This window comes from Bacillus sp. Marseille-Q3570 (genome assembly GCF_946151055.1).
Taxonomy (GTDB): Bacteria; Bacillota; Bacilli; order Bacillales; family Fictibacillaceae; genus Pseudalkalibacillus.
In genome coordinates this window covers 40,769-59,933 of the sequence record NZ_CAMGYZ010000012.1, presented here as the reverse complement: position 1 = coordinate 59,933, position 19,165 = coordinate 40,769, and the positions used below count along the sequence as shown (strand labels likewise).

Annotated in this window: 17 protein-coding genes; 14 read left to right on the top strand and 3 right to left on the bottom strand. The window is 42.7% G+C overall.

Annotated features, from left to right (window positions below; genetic code table 11):
- Window positions 1-52: 52 nt before the first annotated feature.
- From N8M93_RS16580 to N8M93_RS16550, 7 genes are all read left to right on the top strand, one after another.
- Window positions 53-748, top strand: coding sequence for a thermonuclease family protein (locus tag N8M93_RS16580; RefSeq protein WP_261133725.1), 696 nt, complete (start codon window positions 53-55; stop codon window positions 746-748).
- Window positions 749-855: 107 nt separating this feature from the next.
- Window positions 856-984, top strand: coding sequence for an FbpB family small basic protein (locus tag N8M93_RS16575; RefSeq protein ID WP_261133724.1), 129 nt, complete (start codon window positions 856-858; stop codon window positions 982-984).
- A 660-nt stretch (window positions 985-1,644) separates the two neighbouring features.
- Window positions 1,645-1,785: an acid-soluble spore protein N gene (locus N8M93_RS16570; RefSeq protein WP_261133723.1), complete on the top strand. Its 141-nt coding sequence runs from the start codon at window positions 1,645-1,647 to the stop codon at window positions 1,783-1,785.
- 302 nt (window positions 1,786-2,087) lie between these two features.
- Window positions 2,088-2,600: a hypothetical protein gene (locus N8M93_RS16565; RefSeq protein WP_261133721.1), complete on the top strand. Its 513-nt coding sequence runs from the start codon at window positions 2,088-2,090 to the stop codon at window positions 2,598-2,600.
- Between the two features lie 126 nt (window positions 2,601-2,726).
- A complete protein-coding gene (locus N8M93_RS16560; protein WP_261133720.1) occupies window positions 2,727-5,066 on the top strand; it encodes an AAA family ATPase in 2,340 nt (779 codons plus the stop codon).
- 11 nt (window positions 5,067-5,077) lie between these two features.
- Window positions 5,078-5,509 (top strand): thioesterase family protein, encoded by a 432-nt coding sequence (locus N8M93_RS16555; RefSeq protein WP_261133719.1) that lies wholly within the window; start codon window positions 5,078-5,080, stop codon window positions 5,507-5,509.
- Between the two features lie 30 nt (window positions 5,510-5,539).
- A complete protein-coding gene (locus tag N8M93_RS16550; RefSeq protein WP_261133718.1) occupies window positions 5,540-5,851 on the top strand; it encodes a hypothetical protein in 312 nt (103 codons plus the stop codon).
- Between the two features lie 12 nt (window positions 5,852-5,863).
- Here the strand turns inward: N8M93_RS16550 and N8M93_RS16545 are convergent, their stop codons facing one another.
- Entirely contained in the window at window positions 5,864-6,160 is a 297-nt protein-coding gene (locus tag N8M93_RS16545) for a HesB/YadR/YfhF family protein (protein WP_261133717.1), read from the bottom strand.
- 271 nt (window positions 6,161-6,431) lie between these two features.
- On the opposite strand from N8M93_RS16545, the gene N8M93_RS16540 reads away from it, so the two are divergent.
- On the top strand, window positions 6,432-7,316 hold the full coding sequence (locus tag N8M93_RS16540; RefSeq protein WP_261133716.1) for a GDSL-type esterase/lipase family protein: 885 nt from the start codon (window positions 6,432-6,434) through the stop codon (window positions 7,314-7,316).
- Window positions 7,317-7,335: 19 nt separating this feature from the next.
- Here the strand turns inward: N8M93_RS16540 and N8M93_RS16535 are convergent, their stop codons facing one another.
- The gene (locus N8M93_RS16535; protein WP_261133715.1) at window positions 7,336-8,742 is read right to left on the bottom strand and encodes a Na+/H+ antiporter NhaC family protein; all 1,407 of its coding nucleotides are present in this window, start codon (window positions 8,740-8,742) and stop codon (window positions 7,336-7,338) included.
- Between the two features lie 118 nt (window positions 8,743-8,860).
- On the opposite strand from N8M93_RS16535, the gene dat reads away from it, so the two are divergent.
- The 4 genes from dat to N8M93_RS16515 all read left to right on the top strand — a co-directional run bounded on the left by dat (window position 8,861) and on the right by N8M93_RS16515 (window position 12,871).
- Entirely contained in the window at window positions 8,861-9,712 is an 852-nt protein-coding gene (gene dat, locus N8M93_RS16530) for a D-amino-acid transaminase (RefSeq protein ID WP_261133714.1), read from the top strand.
- A gap of 566 nt (window positions 9,713-10,278) precedes the next feature.
- Entirely contained in the window at window positions 10,279-11,784 is a 1,506-nt protein-coding gene (locus N8M93_RS16525; RefSeq protein WP_261133713.1) for a DEAD/DEAH box helicase, read from the top strand.
- A 28-nt stretch (window positions 11,785-11,812) separates the two neighbouring features.
- A complete protein-coding gene (locus N8M93_RS16520; protein WP_261133712.1) occupies window positions 11,813-12,301 on the top strand; it encodes a metallophosphoesterase family protein in 489 nt (162 codons plus the stop codon).
- A 24-nt stretch (window positions 12,302-12,325) separates the two neighbouring features.
- On the top strand, window positions 12,326-12,871 hold the full coding sequence (locus N8M93_RS16515) for a GNAT family N-acetyltransferase (protein ID WP_261133711.1): 546 nt from the start codon (window positions 12,326-12,328) through the stop codon (window positions 12,869-12,871).
- Between the two features lie 722 nt (window positions 12,872-13,593).
- On the opposite strand, the gene N8M93_RS16510 is transcribed toward N8M93_RS16515, so the two are convergent.
- Window positions 13,594-15,192: a Na+/H+ antiporter gene (locus N8M93_RS16510; protein WP_261133710.1), complete on the bottom strand. Its 1,599-nt coding sequence runs from the start codon at window positions 15,190-15,192 to the stop codon at window positions 13,594-13,596.
- A gap of 177 nt (window positions 15,193-15,369) precedes the next feature.
- On the opposite strand from N8M93_RS16510, the gene N8M93_RS16505 reads away from it, so the two are divergent.
- Both N8M93_RS16505 and N8M93_RS16500 read left to right on the top strand, forming a co-directional pair.
- On the top strand, window positions 15,370-18,981 hold the full coding sequence (locus tag N8M93_RS16505) for a dynamin family protein (RefSeq protein WP_261133709.1): 3,612 nt from the start codon (window positions 15,370-15,372) through the stop codon (window positions 18,979-18,981).
- A complete protein-coding gene (locus N8M93_RS16500) occupies window positions 18,971-19,156 on the top strand; it encodes a hypothetical protein (protein WP_261133708.1) in 186 nt (61 codons plus the stop codon). Before N8M93_RS16505 ends, N8M93_RS16500 begins: the two co-directional genes overlap by 11 nt.
- The last annotated feature ends 9 nt before the right edge of the window (window positions 19,157-19,165 follow it).

The window sequence follows — 19,165 nt, the reverse complement described above, 5'->3', positions numbered from 1 at the left end:
TAGCAGCTCCAACCGGGGCTGCTATTTACATACATAAGGAGAGAACGAAGCATTGAAGAATGTGAAATACATACTCAGTTTGATTTTGTTTGTTCTACTGTTGGCCGGGTGTTCAGATGCAGCGCCTGACGGTACTTATGAAGTGACGAAAGTGGTAGATGGTGACACCTTCAAAGTAAATTACGAAGGAAAGGAAGAGACGATCCGGTTGTTATTGGTCGATACGCCTGAAACCGTCCATCCAAGTAAGCCCGTACAGCCTTTCGGAAAAGAAGCAAGCAACTTCATGAAAGAAAAACTTGCAGGTAAACGTGTTGAGCTTGAACTGGACGTTTCAGAACGTGATAAATACGGCCGTATTTTAGCCTATGCTTATGACCTTGAAGGTAACATGTTGAATGAAAAGCTTCTTGAAAAAGGGTTTGCCAGGGTGGCCTACATTTTTCCGCCTAACACGAAATATGTCGATCGATTCCAGAAAATCCAAAGAGACGCACAGAAAAAAGAAGTCGGAATATGGAGCCTTGAGAATTATGTGGCAGAGGACGGCTTTAATCAGGAGGGTTCAGAACCGGGAAACTCAAAAGAAAAAGATTCCTCTTGTACCATCAAGGGTAACATCAATTCAAGCGGAGAAAAGATCTATCATATGCCTGACGGACAATATTATGAGATCACGAAGCCGGAAGAAATGTTCTGCAGTGAATTAGAAGCGCAAGAAGCAGGATTCAGACCCTCACAACGATGATTTCACTACGCACTCGAATCAATTTAAAAACTTTCAGATTATTTGAATAAACCTGAAAAGATATGGAAATAACTGTACTATTGATTTTTGTGCGAGGAGGATCCGGGATGCGTAAAAGCAACAAACAGACGTTCAAAGAATTGGTCAATGCGAACAAACAAGAGCTTTTGAAAGACCAGGAAGCAATGGAACGCCTTGAAATCAAACTTGAAAACAGACACTTGAAAAATGGATGAAAGTAGGAATGGTCCTGCTTTTTTCTTTTGCATAAAGTTCTGTTATTTTATGAGTTCTGATTTATTGAAGTGAAATTTCCGACACTCCTGCGGGAAAAGCGAGCCAGGCGAGACCAAGAAGCTTCAATTAACGGACACCAGAGCCGTTATTTGTGACAAAACCGCTGTTTCTGAAAATTTAACGGACACCACAGCCCTTATTTGTGAACAAAGCAGCTGATTTTCTATGATATTTCCGAAATAAGGTCCATGGTGTCCGTTAGGTTTGTAAAATTTCATTATTTTGGTCAAATAAGGTCTCCTGTGTCCGTTAACAGGTAAGTGCAACTTGGTGTCAGCGAGGATATTGTGCGGAAGCAAGTGATTGCAGGAAGTGTGATGTCTAGCTCATTGCCTAGTTACTTGGATCACTTCAAAACTCCTGTGGCGGCAACACATGAATGACTTCTTATGTGTGATCCCACGCAGAACCGAATTTCGAGCATCCTCGTCAGTTTTCAGTGACCTACGTTCATTCCTAGGCGGGTCACTTCCTCCTTAAGTTGCCCGCGAAAAGGGAGTGAAGTTCTTGACAACCATTCGGTATCTAAGTTTACTTATTTTACATGCTTATTTTCACAGTGGATTTGGGGAGGATAGTAAGGAAGGGAGGCTGGATCGATGAGCAATCCGAAACGTCATCCTAAAGACTTCGTGCCGAATCATATCGGGACACAGCCGCGAGAAGCTGGTGGCAATAAAGGTAAACAAATGAGCAACAAATCGAATGAACAGCCTGATTATGTTCCTCCAAAAGGGTGAAGTATGTGACCCCGCGTCACATGCTTTTTTCTTTTGAATGTTTTTTAAGGTGGTTAATTTGAATGCTGATTTTATATTTCCAATTAGCAACCGGAGGGCGTGCCTAGGCGAAAAACGGCTAATTAGCTAATTCCGATTATTTATCAGCCAAACAACATGCACCGAAACAATCCATCAGAGCTATGACTTAGCCACCTGCCCACCACTTTTTAAATAAAACGCCAAAAAATGTCGAAAAAGCCGACGCTAAAAACCATACGATTTCGAAACTTATGTAGAACGAATGGGGAGGAGTGGAAGTAATGACAGTCCAAGCAATAATACAACCACTAGATGTATCACGAAATAAAGAAGACAAAGATCCGTTTTACCGTAAACTTGAAATACATATGCAACGGTTAGGACACCTCATCCCTTTTAAAGAACAGCTTAATTGGGAGTCACCGATCACAACAATCGATTTAGGTGATATGCAGACATTGCAGAATTTCAGGAAGAAAACCGCAAAAAATGACGGGGTCCTGTTACTTTATGCGAAACTCACGAAAGGGACGATCTACCAGCACATCATTTTACATCCGAACAATACAGGGATTTATCTACCGTTCAGATTTGAAAATCCATTCTATATTCCGATCGGTGATAAGAAAATATGGATCGGTTCATCGGTTCGGCTTTTGGAAGAACTCGGCTGGCTGGAACTTTCGATGATGGAAGAGGCAGATGAATCCATCGTAAATTACTGGAACAACCTGAAGGAAGCATGCGAACTTTCGGTTGATAACACGACACCGATCATGTTGCAATCTTCATAAACATACCCAAGAAGCTGTCACTTGACGTGATGGCTTTTTCAATTCTGTATAAGTGCGAAGTCGGAAGAACCCCTGGTCTGTATGATATAATGGGTACTATTGGTATGTAGCAGGTGGTGAATGAATATGAATGCGAACCGAAATGAAATGGATGATATAAAAAATCAAATACATGAGATTCAGACTGGTAAAACGTTTTCTCCGAACGCTGAAATCGATCTGTTGAAGAAACTGCAAACCGTTGAAAAGCGTCATGCGGAATCTGACACAGAGGATACGGCTCAGATGATCGGTCAATTGAATGCATTGATCGTAAAAGTGAGGCTGGAGCGGACAGGCGTAATAGATGAAGCAATGAAACAACGGATTGAACAAGCAGAAGCACACGCTGACGAAGACCCGCTCGTCCATGAAATGATCTATAAAACAGCGTCAATCGAGCTTAAGGAATGGATTGAAGCGATCCATTTTCCACGTATCCGAGAGACGGACAATGTGCCGGCAAAGCGAAAAGCGGCCGATGATGCAATCGAGATGGTGAAAAGCGTTCAGAAAAAAGAGGAACGGATCAATAACCTGATCGAAAAAAACATCCTTTCTGCCACCGTTCTAGGGGACAGGGAAAAATTAAATTCTGCGAAGCAAAGACAAACTGAAGTTAAGGATCTATTTGAGGCATATGATCGTCTGATCCTCGTTTCAGAGGAGTATCGTTCCTCTTTATCAGGGTCATTCCATCCTTCTGCTCTTCAAAATGAGATGAAGCAGCTCATAAACGAAATCCAAGCGATTCAAGAAAAATGGCTCGAATCGAGTACATCTGAGAATGATTACAGCACGGCTCTTATGCAGCTGAATGAAATGATCGGAATGGAAGAAGTGAAGGAGAGGGTGTATAAGCTTTATCGTTTTTTACAATTTCAAAAGAACCGCCAGCAGCAAGGCTTTCATATGAAGGATGAACTCAGCTTGAACATGGTGCTCACTGGACAGCCTGGTACAGGAAAAACGACAATCGCCCGTTTACTTGCAAAACTTTATTATGACCTTGGTATGCTACCGAAGAGTGAAGTGGTCGAGGTAGACAGGTCGCAGCTAGTTGGAGCCTATGTCGGGCAAACGGAAGAGAATACGATGAAAGTCATCCAACGCGCCCTGGGTGGCGTCCTGTTCATTGATGAAGCCTACAGCCTCAAACGTGAGGGAGCATCTGGCAACGACTACGGGCAAACAGCAATTGATACACTCGTATCTGCAATGACGAGTGGTGAATATGCTGGAAAGTTTGCGGTCATCTTAGCAGGATATCCAGAAGAAATGAGGCAGTTCCTTCATTCAAACCCTGGCCTACAAAGCCGTTTTCCCGACAGCAACCATATTTACTTGCCAGATTACAGCAACGAGGAATTGTTGAAAATCGCTGAAAAAGTCGCTTTTGAGAACGATTATACATTTACCCATGAGGCACTTATCCGCATGGAGGAAAAGATTGAGCATGCGCGCGTCGACGATTCGTTCGGAAATGCAAGGACGGTAAGGGATCTGGTGCTAGATGTGATTTTTCAAAAAGGTGCAAGTATTTCTTCTGACTCAGAGGCAACAGTAGAGGATTTCACACGGATTCAGAAAAAAGATGTCACGATCGATATCCCGTCCTTTAATGAAGATCCGGATGAACAGCTATCACAGCTCATCGGTCTTGATGAGATCAAACAGGAAATGAAAATATTAAGTTCCTTCATCGAAGTGCAGCAGAAACGAAGAGATTTGGAGCTGCCAGGTGTACCGATCCAGCTTCATTCAGTGTTCGTCGGAAATCCCGGCACAGGGAAGACGACTGTAGCGTCGATCTATGCGAACCTATTAAAGAAAAAAGGCTTTTTGAAGAGGGGACACCTTGTGGTTGCAGGCCGTTCAGATCTTGTTGCAGGCTACACCGGACAAACAGCGATCAAGACAAAAAAGAAAGTACGTGAGGCGTTAGGTGGCGTCCTATTCATCGATGAAGCCTATTCCTTGTTCAGTGGTCAGGGGATGGATTTCGGTAAAGAAGCGATCAACACACTAGTCGAAGAGATGACGAAGCATAATGAAAATCTGGTGGTCGTATTAGCTGGATATCCAAAAGAAACCGAAAAATTACTCAATAGTAATCCCGGTCTGTCTTCACGATTCAAAAAGTTCTTCCATTTCAAGGATTACAGCATTGAAGAATTGATTGAAATCATGAGGAGCCACTCTGAGAAATACGGTTATACGTGGGAGGATCGAGCTGAACCATTTTTACTTGAGCAATTGCCGCAACTGAAGATCGATGGGAATGGAAGATTTGCAACGGATTTCATAGATAACACGATCCAGCTGCATGCAGATCGGATCATGAACACAGAACAAGAAACAGATGAAACGATATTAACAGTTTTGGCGAAAGAAGATTTCGAAGCAGCGATTACAGAATATAAATAGGGGGAACGACGTTGGTACAATCTAAGACGGAAATCGAAGTAAGATATGCAGAAACCGACCAGATGGGTGTCGTTCATCATGCCACGTATCTCGTGTGGTTCGAGGTCGGCAGAACACAATTTATCAAGGACCTCGGTTTCAGTTACGCACAGATGGAAGTAGACGGATTTCTGGCACCTGTCACGGATATCACGATTTCGTATAAGAGACCTTTCAAATATGGTGAAAAAGCTGATATCCGGACGTGGCTCAAGCATTATAATGGGATCAGATCCATTTATGCTTATGAAATTTATAACGAGTCTGGTAAGTTGTGTATTTCTGGAACATCGACCCATGTCCTGGTAAATAAGGAAACATTCAAACCGATCAGGATGGAAAAAGCGCTGCCTGATTGGCATGAAGCTTATCAAAAAGTATCTGGAACATCGAGGAAAGAGTAATGGAAAGATATGAGGAGATGGAATTCAGTCATGGCTTTTGGAATCGACCGTAAAGAACTGCAAGCTTGGAAAGAAAATGCGAAGAAAGAGGAAATTGCCTTTCTGACGCATTATTGGATTGATGATCGGTTCCCTGACTGTGATACGGTGACGAAGGTTGCATGCTGCAATGTAGAAAAGCTTATCGCATGGGGAAGACGATACGGATTACAACCAGAGTGGATCGATCATCGCGCAGACTTTCCCCATTACGATCTTTTTGGAGACAGACAATTAAGGATATTGAAAGCAGAAAATCAACTCGATCAGATCAAGCGATTTAAGCTGTGGGATCACAATTGATTCAGGAAACTGTCATTCTTGCTCGGTATAGTCATAAGAGATTTCATCGTATTTCCTGCTGTATTTGATTTTAAGATCATGATCCTTGAAGTACCAAAGATCTTTATTTTCAATGAAGAAGGTGATGCCGTCAGATTCGAAAGTTTCACCAGCTTCTACCGGATCCTCTTTGGAAATTCCGAGCGAGTATCCGGATTGGACGGTGCTGCAACCTCCGACTCTGGCAAAGAAACGGACATTGTCACCTTCTGAAAGGTCAAGCTCTTTTATAAACCATTGGATTGCAGGTTGTGTTATGGTAAATTCCATCACGATTCCTCCTGTTAATAAGCGATTTCAATTGCAAATGATCGTTTTTCTACCTTATCAGCGGATTGACATGTTTGCAAACAGTTTGCAATTTTTGTCGATTTGTATAGTACCCTAGGTTATAAGGGTATATACCCCATATACTAGTAATGTAAAATAAAATGAACGGATGAATACGAAGGTATAACAATCTTGTTTCGATCCCATAAAGATGGAATTGATTTAACATGCTTACTTTAGATATAAAACTGTTTCGTATAGAGGGGATAACATGAAAAAACAACAATTGATATTGTTCATCCTCATACCACTGGTCATCGTGTTCGGTGTCATCTTATTTTTGAATAAGGATAATCCGACGACCACTCCAGTACTGAACCCTTCAATTGAGGAGGAGTTCCCGAAAGATGATGAACAGGTAACGGAGGATCCTCCTTCAGATGATGAGGAGAAAAAAGATGAGAAGGCTAAGGATGATGAAAAGGAAACGGATGAGCCAGTGGACGAAACAGTCATCGAAGACGTCCATATCGTCGGGCTTGGGGATTCATTGACAAAAGGATCCGGCGATAAGACGAAAGAAGGATACATCCAACCAGTCGCCAGATACATCCAGGAAAATTCTGATGATTTGGTCAGCCTGAAGAATTTTGGAATCCATGGCCTTCCGAGTGATAAGCTTGCAGCTAAAATGGACGAAGAAGAAGTCCAAAATCATATCAGAGAGGCCGACCATGTCTTCATTACAATCGGTGGGAACGATATCCTGAACATCGTCGAATATAATTTTTTCAGCCTTAATATGGATTTATTCGAATCAGGACAGCAAAGGTACAGGAAGAACCTATTCGTGATCGTTCAGACGATCCGTACCCTGAATCCTAACGCTAATATCTATTTAGTCAGCATGTTCAATCCATTCCACAACTTCTTCCAGGATATTAAAGAGGTTGACGGTGTAATCAATAAATGGAATTCAACGGCTAAAACTGTCGCAGAAATCAATGACAATACATTATATGTTCCGATCGATGACCTTTTTATAGAAGAAGGCAGTGAGAAACTTTTCGCCAACGATAAACTTCATCCGAATCAAGAAGGATATCTGAAGATGGCTGAAAGAATAGAAAATTACATCCAGCTTGAGGATGAATGATAATAAAGAATATTGTACATTAAAGGATAAATGTTATCCCAGTGTAACAGGCAGCGGAGATTGCAACAGCGATCAAGGCTGCCTTCAATTTAAAACGGGCATATTCCATCACTTGAAGACCGAGGATGCGGCTTAAGGTATTCACATCATCACTTAAAGGGGAAGCGAACGCTCCGAATGTTCCGCTAGCGAAAACAGCCCCAATGACAAGTGGCAAAGAAACACCTGAAATTGCAGCCATCGATATACCGAGCGGCATCAATATCCCCCACGTTCCCCAGGCAGAACCAATGAAATACGAAACAGCACTCCCAAATAGAAATAAAATCGGAGGGACAAGAATCGAAGGAATCCAGCCTGTGTGATCTGTGATGAAGGTCGAAAATCCTAAATCTTCGGTAACGGAAGCCAATCCCCAGATGACAGATAATAACAAGATGACCGACATCAAATTATTTCCGCCGAAAACGAAGCTTTCAATAAGCATTTTCAGTTCGAATTTTTGGAAGAGGAAGAAAAAGATCGTCAGGAACGTTGTGATGAGGAGGGCGATGACCATCGCGTCCAACACGTTCGCTTTGATGAATGCTTTGAAGAATCCAAATCCTTTCTGATGGCCGTCCCACCATGTTAAAATTAATGTCAAACCGATTACGACAATCAAAGGAAGTAACAAGTTCCATGGTTTCGATGGTAAATCGAGTGATACAGCAGGATCACAGTTGTGCCAATCGTCCTCTTCTGATCCATTTTCATTCGGTTTTTGTTGAGCACCGTCTGAAGAATGGTGAAAAAAGCTTAGATAAATCCCCACAAGGAAGATCGCGATGGCGAAGAAGTTGAAAGGTATACTTTGGATGAAAAGACTGTAAGGGTCTCCTTTCAAATTCTGGTTGTGAAGTCCTAGTTCAACGACAGAAACCATGTACCCGACAAAAGCTGTTGCAATCGGAATGAGTACGATGATTGGCGTAGTCGTCGTTTCGATGACAAACCCCAATTCTTTTTTTGTCATATCCACTCGTTTCAATAACGCACGCATGATCGGACCGATGGTGACGAAACGGAAACTGGGTGCACTGAATGTTCCGATCGTTGATACATATGTTAGGAGTATAGCTTCCTTTTTTGTATCAACTCGTTCAGAGGCAGCTTCGACAAACCCTTTGATTCCGCCAGCAACTTTGATCATACCGACAAGTCCGGAGAAGACATAAAGGAAGACGATGATTTTGATGTTATTTTTGTCTACCAATGCTGTCACCAGGTATTGGAGCATGGTTTCGATACCGCCGATCGGAGCAGGATTGGTAAGATAAGCGCCTGCGATCAATCCAATCAGGATGCCTGGAAGTACTTGTTTTGTCATCATAGCGATCGGGATTACCAATAAGAAAGGGATAATCGACAGCCAATTTCCATCCATGTGATCACCTTTATCTATAGTTTTAGCTTTACATCTTAATTATCACGAACTCATTTGTCACTTTGTATAGCTTGTGATTCGAAAAAAATATTATACTGTGGAAAGCGGAGGAGAACTTATGATATTAGTTCAGGACCAATTGAAGGATCAATCAGAAGTACGGATCGATATCGAGGATAGAGGATATCAATTTGGTGATGGCGTATATGAAGTTGTTCGGATTTACAATGGGCAGTATTTCGGCATGGATGAGCATTTGGAGCGCCTTGAACGTAGTGCCAGGGAAATCCAGATGACGCTACCATACCCGATCGAGCTGTTAAAAACACGTTTAGAAAAATTAGCAGAGGCTAATGATATAAATGACGGGCACGTTTATTTACAAATCACCAGAGGAGTGGCGGAACGGACACACCAATTTCCGGCAGAGCCAACACCTTTCCTTGTTGCTTATGCCAGGAAATCTCCCCGGCCGCTGAATAAGATGAGAGAAGGGATTACAGCAATCACGACTGAGGATATTCGTTGGCTGAGATGTGATATCAAAAGCTTGAACCTCCTTGGTAATGTTCTCGGCAAACAAAAAGCGATGGATGCGAAATGTGATGAATCCATATTCATACGCAGCAATGATGTCGTTACGGAAGGCAGTTCGACAAACGTATATATCGTCAAGAATGGTGAAATTTTCACGCACCAAGCTGACAATTTCATTTTGAATGGAATCACAAGAAAGGTTGTACTGGAACTTGCTGAAGAAGCGGATATTACAGTACATGAAAAAACATTCAATAAACAAGAATTGATGGATGCAGAAGAAGTCATCATTTCAAGTACGACGATGGAAGTGACGCCAGTCATCTCAATAGACGGTAAGCAAGTGGGCTCCGGTGTACCTGGAAAAGTGGCACGTACATTGCAAGAAAAATTCAATGAACGAATCGCTGAATTGCAAAGTGTGAAAAATTGATTCCTTGCAATTCGGATACGTCCGTGATAAATTTAATTCTGGATTAAAAAACCGGCAGCTCATATTTATTTTGTAAAGAGATGAGGCACTTCCGGCATTTCACGGGAGTGCTTTTATACGTTCGATAATGAATTTCTTAAACGAGTTCGGGCGTCATAGGAATATTCATGAAAAGGAAATGGCTTTCTTTACACGATTTGAAAGCAGGGCACTTTCAACCACAATATTAGCCGAAGGGATGGGGCTGTTCCAAAAAAGAAGTAGCAAACACAAATGGAACGATCCCGAGGACATCCTGCAAGGGCTGGTCAAAAAAATAACGGACCAAGCTCAAACTATTTTAAGGCACTGTTAGTTAAAACACCTTGATTAATACTTGAAAGTAATTTTAAAAAATTTCTGTTAAATGAAAACGTTGAATCGTTCAAGGACTTTTTTGAGCGGAATTAAACAATGAATCATTTAAGAGTATAACTCTTTGCCAATGAAGTATGATTTTGAGCAAGGAGCCGGAAATCAATATTCAATGCTAACGTTGCCTTCTATCTAAAAAGGAGTTAGATGAATTGACAACATTTAAAGATTTAGGAATTGAAACACGTACGTTAAAAGCGATCAACGACATGGGATTTGAAGAACCAACTTCCATCCAACGAGATGCGATTCCAGTAGCCCTCGAAGGAAAAGACTTGATCGGGCAGGCACAAACTGGCACGGGTAAGACAGCAGCATTTGGAATTCCGATGATTGAAAAGATCGAGAGGGAGCAAACAGGCGTTCAAGCGCTGATCGTGACACCGACCCGCGAACTTGCGATCCAGGTGGCTGAGGAATTGAACAAAATTGGTCAGCACAAGCGGATCCGCACACTTCCGATCTATGGAGGACAGCATATCGGCTTCCAGATCAAAGCATTGAAGAAACGACCGCAGATTCTTGTCGGAACACCAGGACGTCTACTGGATCACTTGAACCGTAAGACGATTCGTCTTGGCGAATTGAACACAGTGGTCCTTGATGAAGCGGACGAAATGCTGAACATGGGATTCATCGACGATATCAAAGAGATCCTCGGTCAAATTCCAGAAGAACATCAAACGATGCTCTTCTCCGCAACGATGCCGAAAGCGATCAAAACGCTGGCTGATCAGTTCATGAAGCAAGACCGTGTTATCGTTCAGGTGAAAGCAAGTGAAATGACAGTAACGAAAATCGATCAACGATATGTAAAAGTCCATGAAAAAGAAAAGTTCGATGTGCTTTGCCGTCTGTTGGACATTCAAGCCCCAGAACTTGCAATCATTTTCGGACGTACGAAAAAACGTGTTGATGAAGTGACGGATGCACTCATTAAGAGGGGTTACTCAGCTGACGGAATCCATGGTGATTTGTCGCAACAGAAACGTGACCGTGTCATGAAGAAATTCCGTTCGAACCGCATCGATATTCTTGTTGCTACAGACGTTGCAGCACGAGGAATCGACATCAGTGGTGTATCTCATGTATACAACTTCGATATTCCACAAGATCCGGAAAGCTATGTCCACCGAATCGGACGTACTGGGCGTGCTGGAAAAGAAGGAATGGCTATCACATTCATGACTTCCCGTGAATTCGACCACTTGAAAACAATCGAACAGATTACGAAGAAGCGTATGGAACAATTGTCGATTCCGACAACAGACGATGCAATGGAAGGTCAGCAACGATTCGCAGCTGAGCAATTGACCAATGCAATCAATAATGAAGAACTCTCTTCTTATTATGCAATCGCTGATGAATTGCTTGAAAAGTATGATGCACGTGAACTTGTAGCTTCTGCATTGAAGGCTTCTACAAAAGAACCAGACAAAACACCAGTAGACATTACGCCAATCAAGCCGTTGGACACGAAGAAGAAATCATCCAATCGCCGTCCATATCAACAAGGCAAAGGTAAAGGCGGACGTCCATATAATCGTGGTGGTAATCGTTCTGGCGGTGGAAATCGTCACGGCGGTGGAGGCGGACGATCAAACAGTAACCGTCAAAATCGTTCCCATCGTTCACAACGTCAACGAATAAATAAATAAGTTATTAAAGACAGGAAGTGATTGTCCGATGAAAATCCTCCTGATCAGTGATACTCATTTAAAAACTTCTGGGAAGAGCTTTCCAGAAGTTTTTCTTTCTGAATTGGAGAAAGCGGATCTCATAATTCATGCTGGGGATTTCATCCATGAAAGCATTTATGAAGAGTTGCTACAGTATGCGCCGCTCAAAGCAGTGTATGGGAATGTCGATTCTGGAAGACTCTGTAAGCGACTCCCGGATAAGGATATCTTTACGATCGGCGATGTCACGATCGGAGTCACACATGGTCATCTCGGAAAAGGGAAAAGTACTCCGGAACGGGCGTTAAGGACTTTTGATAAAGAACAAACAGACATTATCATATTCGGGCACTCCCATATCCCTTATCATGAGGTGGTTGACGAAATGGTACTCTACAATCCTGGGTCAGTGACAGCCAAACGGTTCCAGAAACAGTATTCTTATGGATGGCTAACGATTAATGAGACATTCAAGATTGAGACACACTATTTTTAACGAAATAATTAGGAGGAAATCGGTGTGTCACTCAAACATGAGTCCCATATTTTCAGCTTTCAAGCTAAAAACGGTGCAGAAGTCGTAATCAGACCTGCATTGAAACAAGATGCCGAACAAATCATCAAAGCTGCTGAATCGATTGTGCAAAGCCGAGAATATATACAGAAGGAGAAAACCCGCAGTTTGTCAGAAGAAATAGCCTTTATTGAAAAAGTTGAGAACGAAGGACATTTGTATGCGGTAGTTGAAGTGGATGGAGTGATTTATGGCATCGCCCGTGTACTGCGTGGAGATCTTAGGATGAAACGGCACTGCGGAGTTTTCAGAACGTGGATTTCAGAAGATGTCCAGGGGAATGGGATCGGGAAGAAAATCATGAAGTATACCCTTGATTGGTGTGAAAGAGAAGGTCTCTATAAGCTGTGGTTGACGGTTTTTTCAAGTAATCCAATCGCACATCAATTATATGAACGTTACGGATTTGTCATTGAGGGAACACAAAAAGATCAGATTTGTATTAACGGAGAATATGAAGATGAGATCTATATGGCGTATTTTTTTAGATAGAATCGGTTCGTTTTTGTTGCCCTTAAAGAAAGTATAAGCGGAACTAAGAGGTCAGCCTGTGCCAGGAAGTTTGAAGTCATCCAACTGGTCGCTGATCTAGACATAACTTGCCGCATTCCGGAGGCTCATCTGGCAAGCTGTTCCCGCAGGAGTGTTGTGAATTTCGTGGAATAAGGGTTGTAGCTTGGATTTTTGGTTTTAACGGACAGGAGAGCCGTTATCTGTGACAAAAACGCTAATTTCGAGATGCTAACGGACACCAGAGACGCTATTTGTTGAAAAGTAGATTGTTTTGATGATTTTAGAGCGAATAAGGTCTCCTGTGTCCGTTAGTTTTATGAATGATCCATCTTCTTCAAAAGGAGACTTAAAGTGAATAAGTTCATATAAAGAATGGAAGCTGGGACAAATGAAACTTTGTTCAATAGAAAACCCGAACAATTTGTCCGGGTTTTCTTCAGTGGTAATAAATGAAGGTTCCGCTTCGTCAACATCCTTCGCTTTCCGCGGGCACGGCCTCAGCCTCCTCAGAAAGCACAAATCGCTTTCTTGCGGGGTCTTCGACTCGTGCTGTTCCCGCAGGAGTCTACGGATGTTGTCTACGCTTTTCGTCTTTCATTTTCTCCAATCTATTTTATTGTTCGTCTTTTCTGTTGGCAGTTATAGTTTTGTCCCAGCCTCTTTTCGATGTGAATCATTTTGTGAATCATTAAACGAATACTTTATTTCTCTTCCTTTTCTTCATGGTGCAATGCGACTCGTTCACCCATCTCTTCACGTTCCAGCAGGTCACGGACGAAGCGTTTTTCTTCCTTAGTGACTTCATCAGAGATGATATGACGATTTTCCAGGATTTCGAGAGCTTCATGTTCAGCATATAAGGCTTCACGGATGGCGCGGGCTGTAGATTCCTGCCTAAGCTCAGGTTCCCGTTCATATAGTTTTTCAAGGTCATCATTCAATTCTTTCAACTGATCATCATATTGGTTCGATAGACGAGCGAATACGATCGGTGACAATGTCCCTTCCTCAGCCATCGCTTCTAATCGCTTACGGCCGGAATGATATCGGTAAATCCTGCTCTGTATCCGATCATACTCCAACTGTTCATCTTTGATCATTTTTTCACCTAACAATCCGACAAGCGGTTTTATCGTCAATCCTTGGACAACAAGGGAGAAGAAGACGACACCGAAGGCGAGCATCAAGATTTCTTCGCGGTAAGGAAAATCGATCGGCAGGCTGAGGGCAAGTGCTAATGAGAGTGATCCCTTCAATCCGCCCCAATTGAAAATATGCTTCCAACGTTTTGGCAGAGAACGGACGAAACTGACTGTCGAATAGACAGCTATACTCCTGGCAATCAACACGATGCCGATTGCGATCAACACTTGCAGCCAATTGACTGTGTCAATGATCCTCGTGATTTCAAGTCCGACAAGTAAGAATACGAGTGAGTTCGCTACTAATGAAGCAACATCCCAGAATGTACGGATGCTCAAGCTTGTTGTAGGGCTCATTCCCACACGCTTTCCGAAGTTTCCGTAGATGATCCCACCGATGACAACGGCGATCACACCGGAAACATGGAATGCTTCTGCGACGAAAAATGATCCATAGAACAATAACATCGAAAAGATGATTTCCAGTGGGTAATCATCATAGAGAGAACCGAGTCGGGAGAAAAAATAGCCGAACGCCCCACCAACGAGCAGTCCTCCGATCACAACTTTGAAAAATGAGCCAAGTGCCAGCGTGATGCCAGCTGCCCCAGCTTCGAGAATCATGTCATATTGATAGGCTGCGATCGTGAACAAGACGACTGCAAGGCCGTCATTTACGAGGCTTTCACCTTCCATGACGGTAGATAATCGGTGATTGACACCCATCGACTTGAAAATAGACAGGACACTTATTGGGTCTGTCGGTGCCATCAGCGCAGCAAAAACAAGTGCTGCCTGAATCGATAAGCCCAGGAAGAATGCTGTCATCCAGCCTGCAGTCACAAAAGTGATCAATGTACCGGCAACTGCGAGAACGAGAATCGGCATTTTATTTTCCCGTAAATGAGCAAAAGGCAGATTCAATGTCGCTTCCCCTAAAAGTGTCGGGAGGAAGATCGAAATGATCGCGAATCTGAATATCTCATCCTCAGCAAAAAAATGCTTCAATTCCTCGAGTCCTTCATAAGGTAAAACCCCGATGATCGCACCGATGATGACGAGCGCGATCGGATAGGGCTGGTTAAGTTTTTTCGCAATCGCAGTGATCCCTGCTGCAATCGCCAACAGTAATAGAATAAGTTCAAAATGTGTTTCCATATGTACTCCTTTCTGTAAAATTCCAGTCTGGTGATATGAGCATGTCTTATGTAGTATTCCTTCGACCTCATCTTCTATTATATCGAAAAAAGGAACACAAACCTTAAGAGACGCACAGATGTTTCAAAATGTGATAAAGTAGAGATAAAACAACGTGAATCAGGTGTAAAGATGACTATGAATATACAAAATGGAAAAACCCATTGGGTCGATCGATTCTACCGGCTCAATACGTATCTTGAACAAAATGAAGCAGAGCCTTCACTTTTACATAAAGTGAAGGAGCTGACGTATAAATCATCACAAAACGAATTGACCATCGCATTTTGCGGGCATTTTTCAGCAGGTAAATCAAGCATGATCAATCGATTGATGGGGGAGGATCTCCTTCCTTCTTCTCCGATACCAACCAGTGCGAATATCGTGGCAATCAAGGATGGGGAGCCTCGTGTCCTCTTAACGGATCTAGAGGGGAAGAAGGTTTCCTATCCTGGTGAGCTCGATATCGATCAGGTCAAGAAAGCTTCGAAAAACGGCGAGGAAGTCAAGACGATAGAAATTTTCAAGCATCATCCTTTTTTAGAGGATGAAACCGTCGTAATGGACACACCAGGGATTGATTCTGTCGATGATGCTCACAGGGTATCGACGGAATCTATGCTGCACCTGGCGGATGTCATCGTATATGTGATGGATTACAATCATGTGCAATCAGAACTCAACTTCAATTTTACAAAAGAGATGCAGGAGTTGGGCAAAGAAGTCTATCTTGTCATCAATCAGATCGATAAACATAGTGAAGAGGAACTCTCATTCGATGACTATCGTGAACAGACGATTGACGCATTCAAACAGTGGGGCGTCCAGGCAAGCGGGATTTATTTTACGACGCTTAAAAAAGAGGACCATGCAAACAATCAGTTGGCTGAGTTGCAGGATGAATTGAAGGAAATCAAAATCAACAAGCAGAAATTCATCCATCAAACGTTGGATCATATGTCGGCTAAATTGACTGTGGATTATTTGGAAAAGAAATATCCAGATCTCTCTGATCAGGATTCAGCCCTTGAAGGTCTTCAGGAAGAAATGTCCGCATTGACAGAGAGAAAAGAACAGCTTGAAAAGCAAGAGGGTCACGTAGAAAAAGAGTTTGCTGATCAATTGAAAAAACTGATCGATAATGCAAGGATTGCCCCTTATGAAGTCCGCGAGCTTGGTCGTGAGGTTTTGGAAGCGATGAAAGAAGATTTCAAGACAGGCTTCTTGTTCGCCCGGAGAAAGACGGAAGAAGAACGTGCATCACGAATAGAACAATATGTCGAAGCGGTCAATGAAAAAGTCACTGCTGAATTGGAGTGGCATATAAAAGAAGAACTCCAAAAACAAATCGACCAGTTGAACGTGAATGATCCTGTTTTGGAAAACGAAATACACGAAATGGAACATCGATTTACTGCTGATGACGTCGAGCGACTGCAGCAAAAAGGCGCAACGTTCAATGAAACCTATGTGCTCCAATACAATCGCGATGTTGAAGATGACTTGAAAAAACAATACAGACGAACTGCGATTCAAATTTTCAAGGCGATTAAATCTGCGTATGCAAACAAACACATCAAACCCGAGATGAAAGAGATTGAAGCAAAACGAGCTGATTTGACGGAACAACACGCGCAAGCGGAAAAAGCCTATGAACATAAGCAAAGCTTTAAGCAAGAGCATAAGGAATTGAACGAAATGCTACACACAGATGAACACATGCCTGAAGCTGCACAATGGTCTGAACAAGTGAAGCAGTCTTTCAACGTCCAGGGAGATATAGGCACCTGGACGAAAGTCGAAGAACAGGAGGCACAAAGTAAAGAACCGACAGAAAATCGGTTTGAAGAGAATACTGTGCAATATTCAAAATCACAAGTCCAGGAATCGGCGAGTCAATTAGACAAGACAGTTGAACTGTTATCTCGTTGGAACTCGTTACGAGATTTGAAAAGCCGAATGAAGGATCGTTCCGAAAAAATCAAAAACCAGCAGTATACAGTAGCCTTGTTCGGAGCATTCAGCGCAGGTAAATCGTCCTTCGCCAACGCCTGGCTGAAGGATCATGTCCTGCCTGTTTCACCGAACCCGACGACAGCGACGATCAATAAAATTTTACCGGTGACAGAAGAATACCCGCATGGCACAGTCAAAATCGAAATGAAATCGCCTGAGGTACTGGTTGAAGAGCTGAAGCATTCCTTGCATCGTTTTGACGAAAGTTGTGAATCAATAGATGAGGCGCTGGAAGCCATCAATAGGATTTCCACTGAAAAGCCTGATCCCCATTATAATTTTTTGAAAGCGGTAGAAAAGGGTTATTCGGTGATGAAAGAGTATCTTGGAACAGATCAGATCATCGCGCATGAAAATTTTTCATCGTTCGTCGCTCAAGAGGAAAAGGCTTGTTTTACAGAGTCCGTCGAACTTTACTATGACTGTGAACTGACTCGGCAAGGAATTACACTCGTTGATACGCCAGGAGCTGATTCCATCAATGCCCGCCACACATCAGTCGCTTTCGATTACATCAAAAATGCCGATGCGATCATATTCGTCACTTATTATAACCATGCTTTTTCAAAAGCTGACCGTGATTTCCTCATCCAATTGGGCCGGGTGAAGGACACGTTCTCCATGGATAAAATGTACTTTGTCATCAACGCTGCGGATTTGGCGAAAGACGAGGAAGAACGTGAAGCAGTCGTCGGTTATGTGACAGAACAACTCATCGAATACGGAATCCGGTTTCCGCGCATGTATGCCTTATCCAGTAAACTAGCATTATTGGAGCGTAAAGAAGGCGGTGAAGGTGAACACTCGAACTTTGCCTGCTTTGAAAACGAGTTCGAAACAGCAACGATCAGGGAACGGAATGAAGTATCCGTCAATCAAGCGAATGAACTGATGAAATCAGGTTTAAACCGGTTGACCAAGTGGATCGAGCATGCCCAATCTGATGAAGAACATCAAGAACGGGAAAAGGTACGGCTGGAAAGTGAAAAGACAGAGATCATCGATCATATCAACGCGTATGCTCTTTCTCCGTATAAAAAATCAGTGGTCCAAGAGACGAACGAACTATTGCATTATGTCGTTCAACGGATGATGCTGACATTCAATGATGAATACAAGGTTGCTTTCAATCCGTCAGTTCTGACAAAAGATATGAAGCCGAACCAGCTGGAAAAATGTCTTGATGAATTGTTGGAATCGATGCTGTTCCAGCTCTCTCAAGAACTGAGAGCAACAACATTGCGTATTGAAAAACATTTCAACCACCAGCGCGATCGTTTCCATGAAATGATTGAGAACCATGTAGCAGAACGAAGCTCATGTCAGTTGCTGAAGTCAGAGGAATTGACGATCGACACGCCGTCGATTGAACCGGAATGGCCAAGAGAAACGTTTGCAGAGCTGAAGACTTCATTGAAAAAGTTCAAAAACCCTAAGCAATTTTTCGAAGGGAACGGAAGAGAGGTTCTGCGCCAGGAACTCTCTGAAAAAATCCAACCACAGTTGCAAGCAGTCGTCGAAACCTTTACATCCCAATTCAGTACATTTTATAGTGAAGGCCTTGAAAAAGAAATCAATCACTTGAAGCAGCAATTCATCGAAGAAGTCGATCAATATTATGCAGGTATCCTTGAAGCATTCGCCTCAAAGGAGCAGCTTGGTGGGTTGATCGAAACGCGTCGTGAATTAACATCTATCATGAACAATGGCATTGAGGCAAAACATGAAGGATAGCAGGTTCCATTGCTGCGCGACCTGTATCCATTTCGAGGTCCAAAAAGGTGATGACGGGGTCCGACACTTCTGCAGCAGGCTAGGATATGAAACGAAACCCGACTACCGCTTCAACTGTTGGAAACCGAAAGAGAACGTCCAAAAGCTGATTGAAAAAGAAAAGAAGAAACAGTAGGAGGAATCG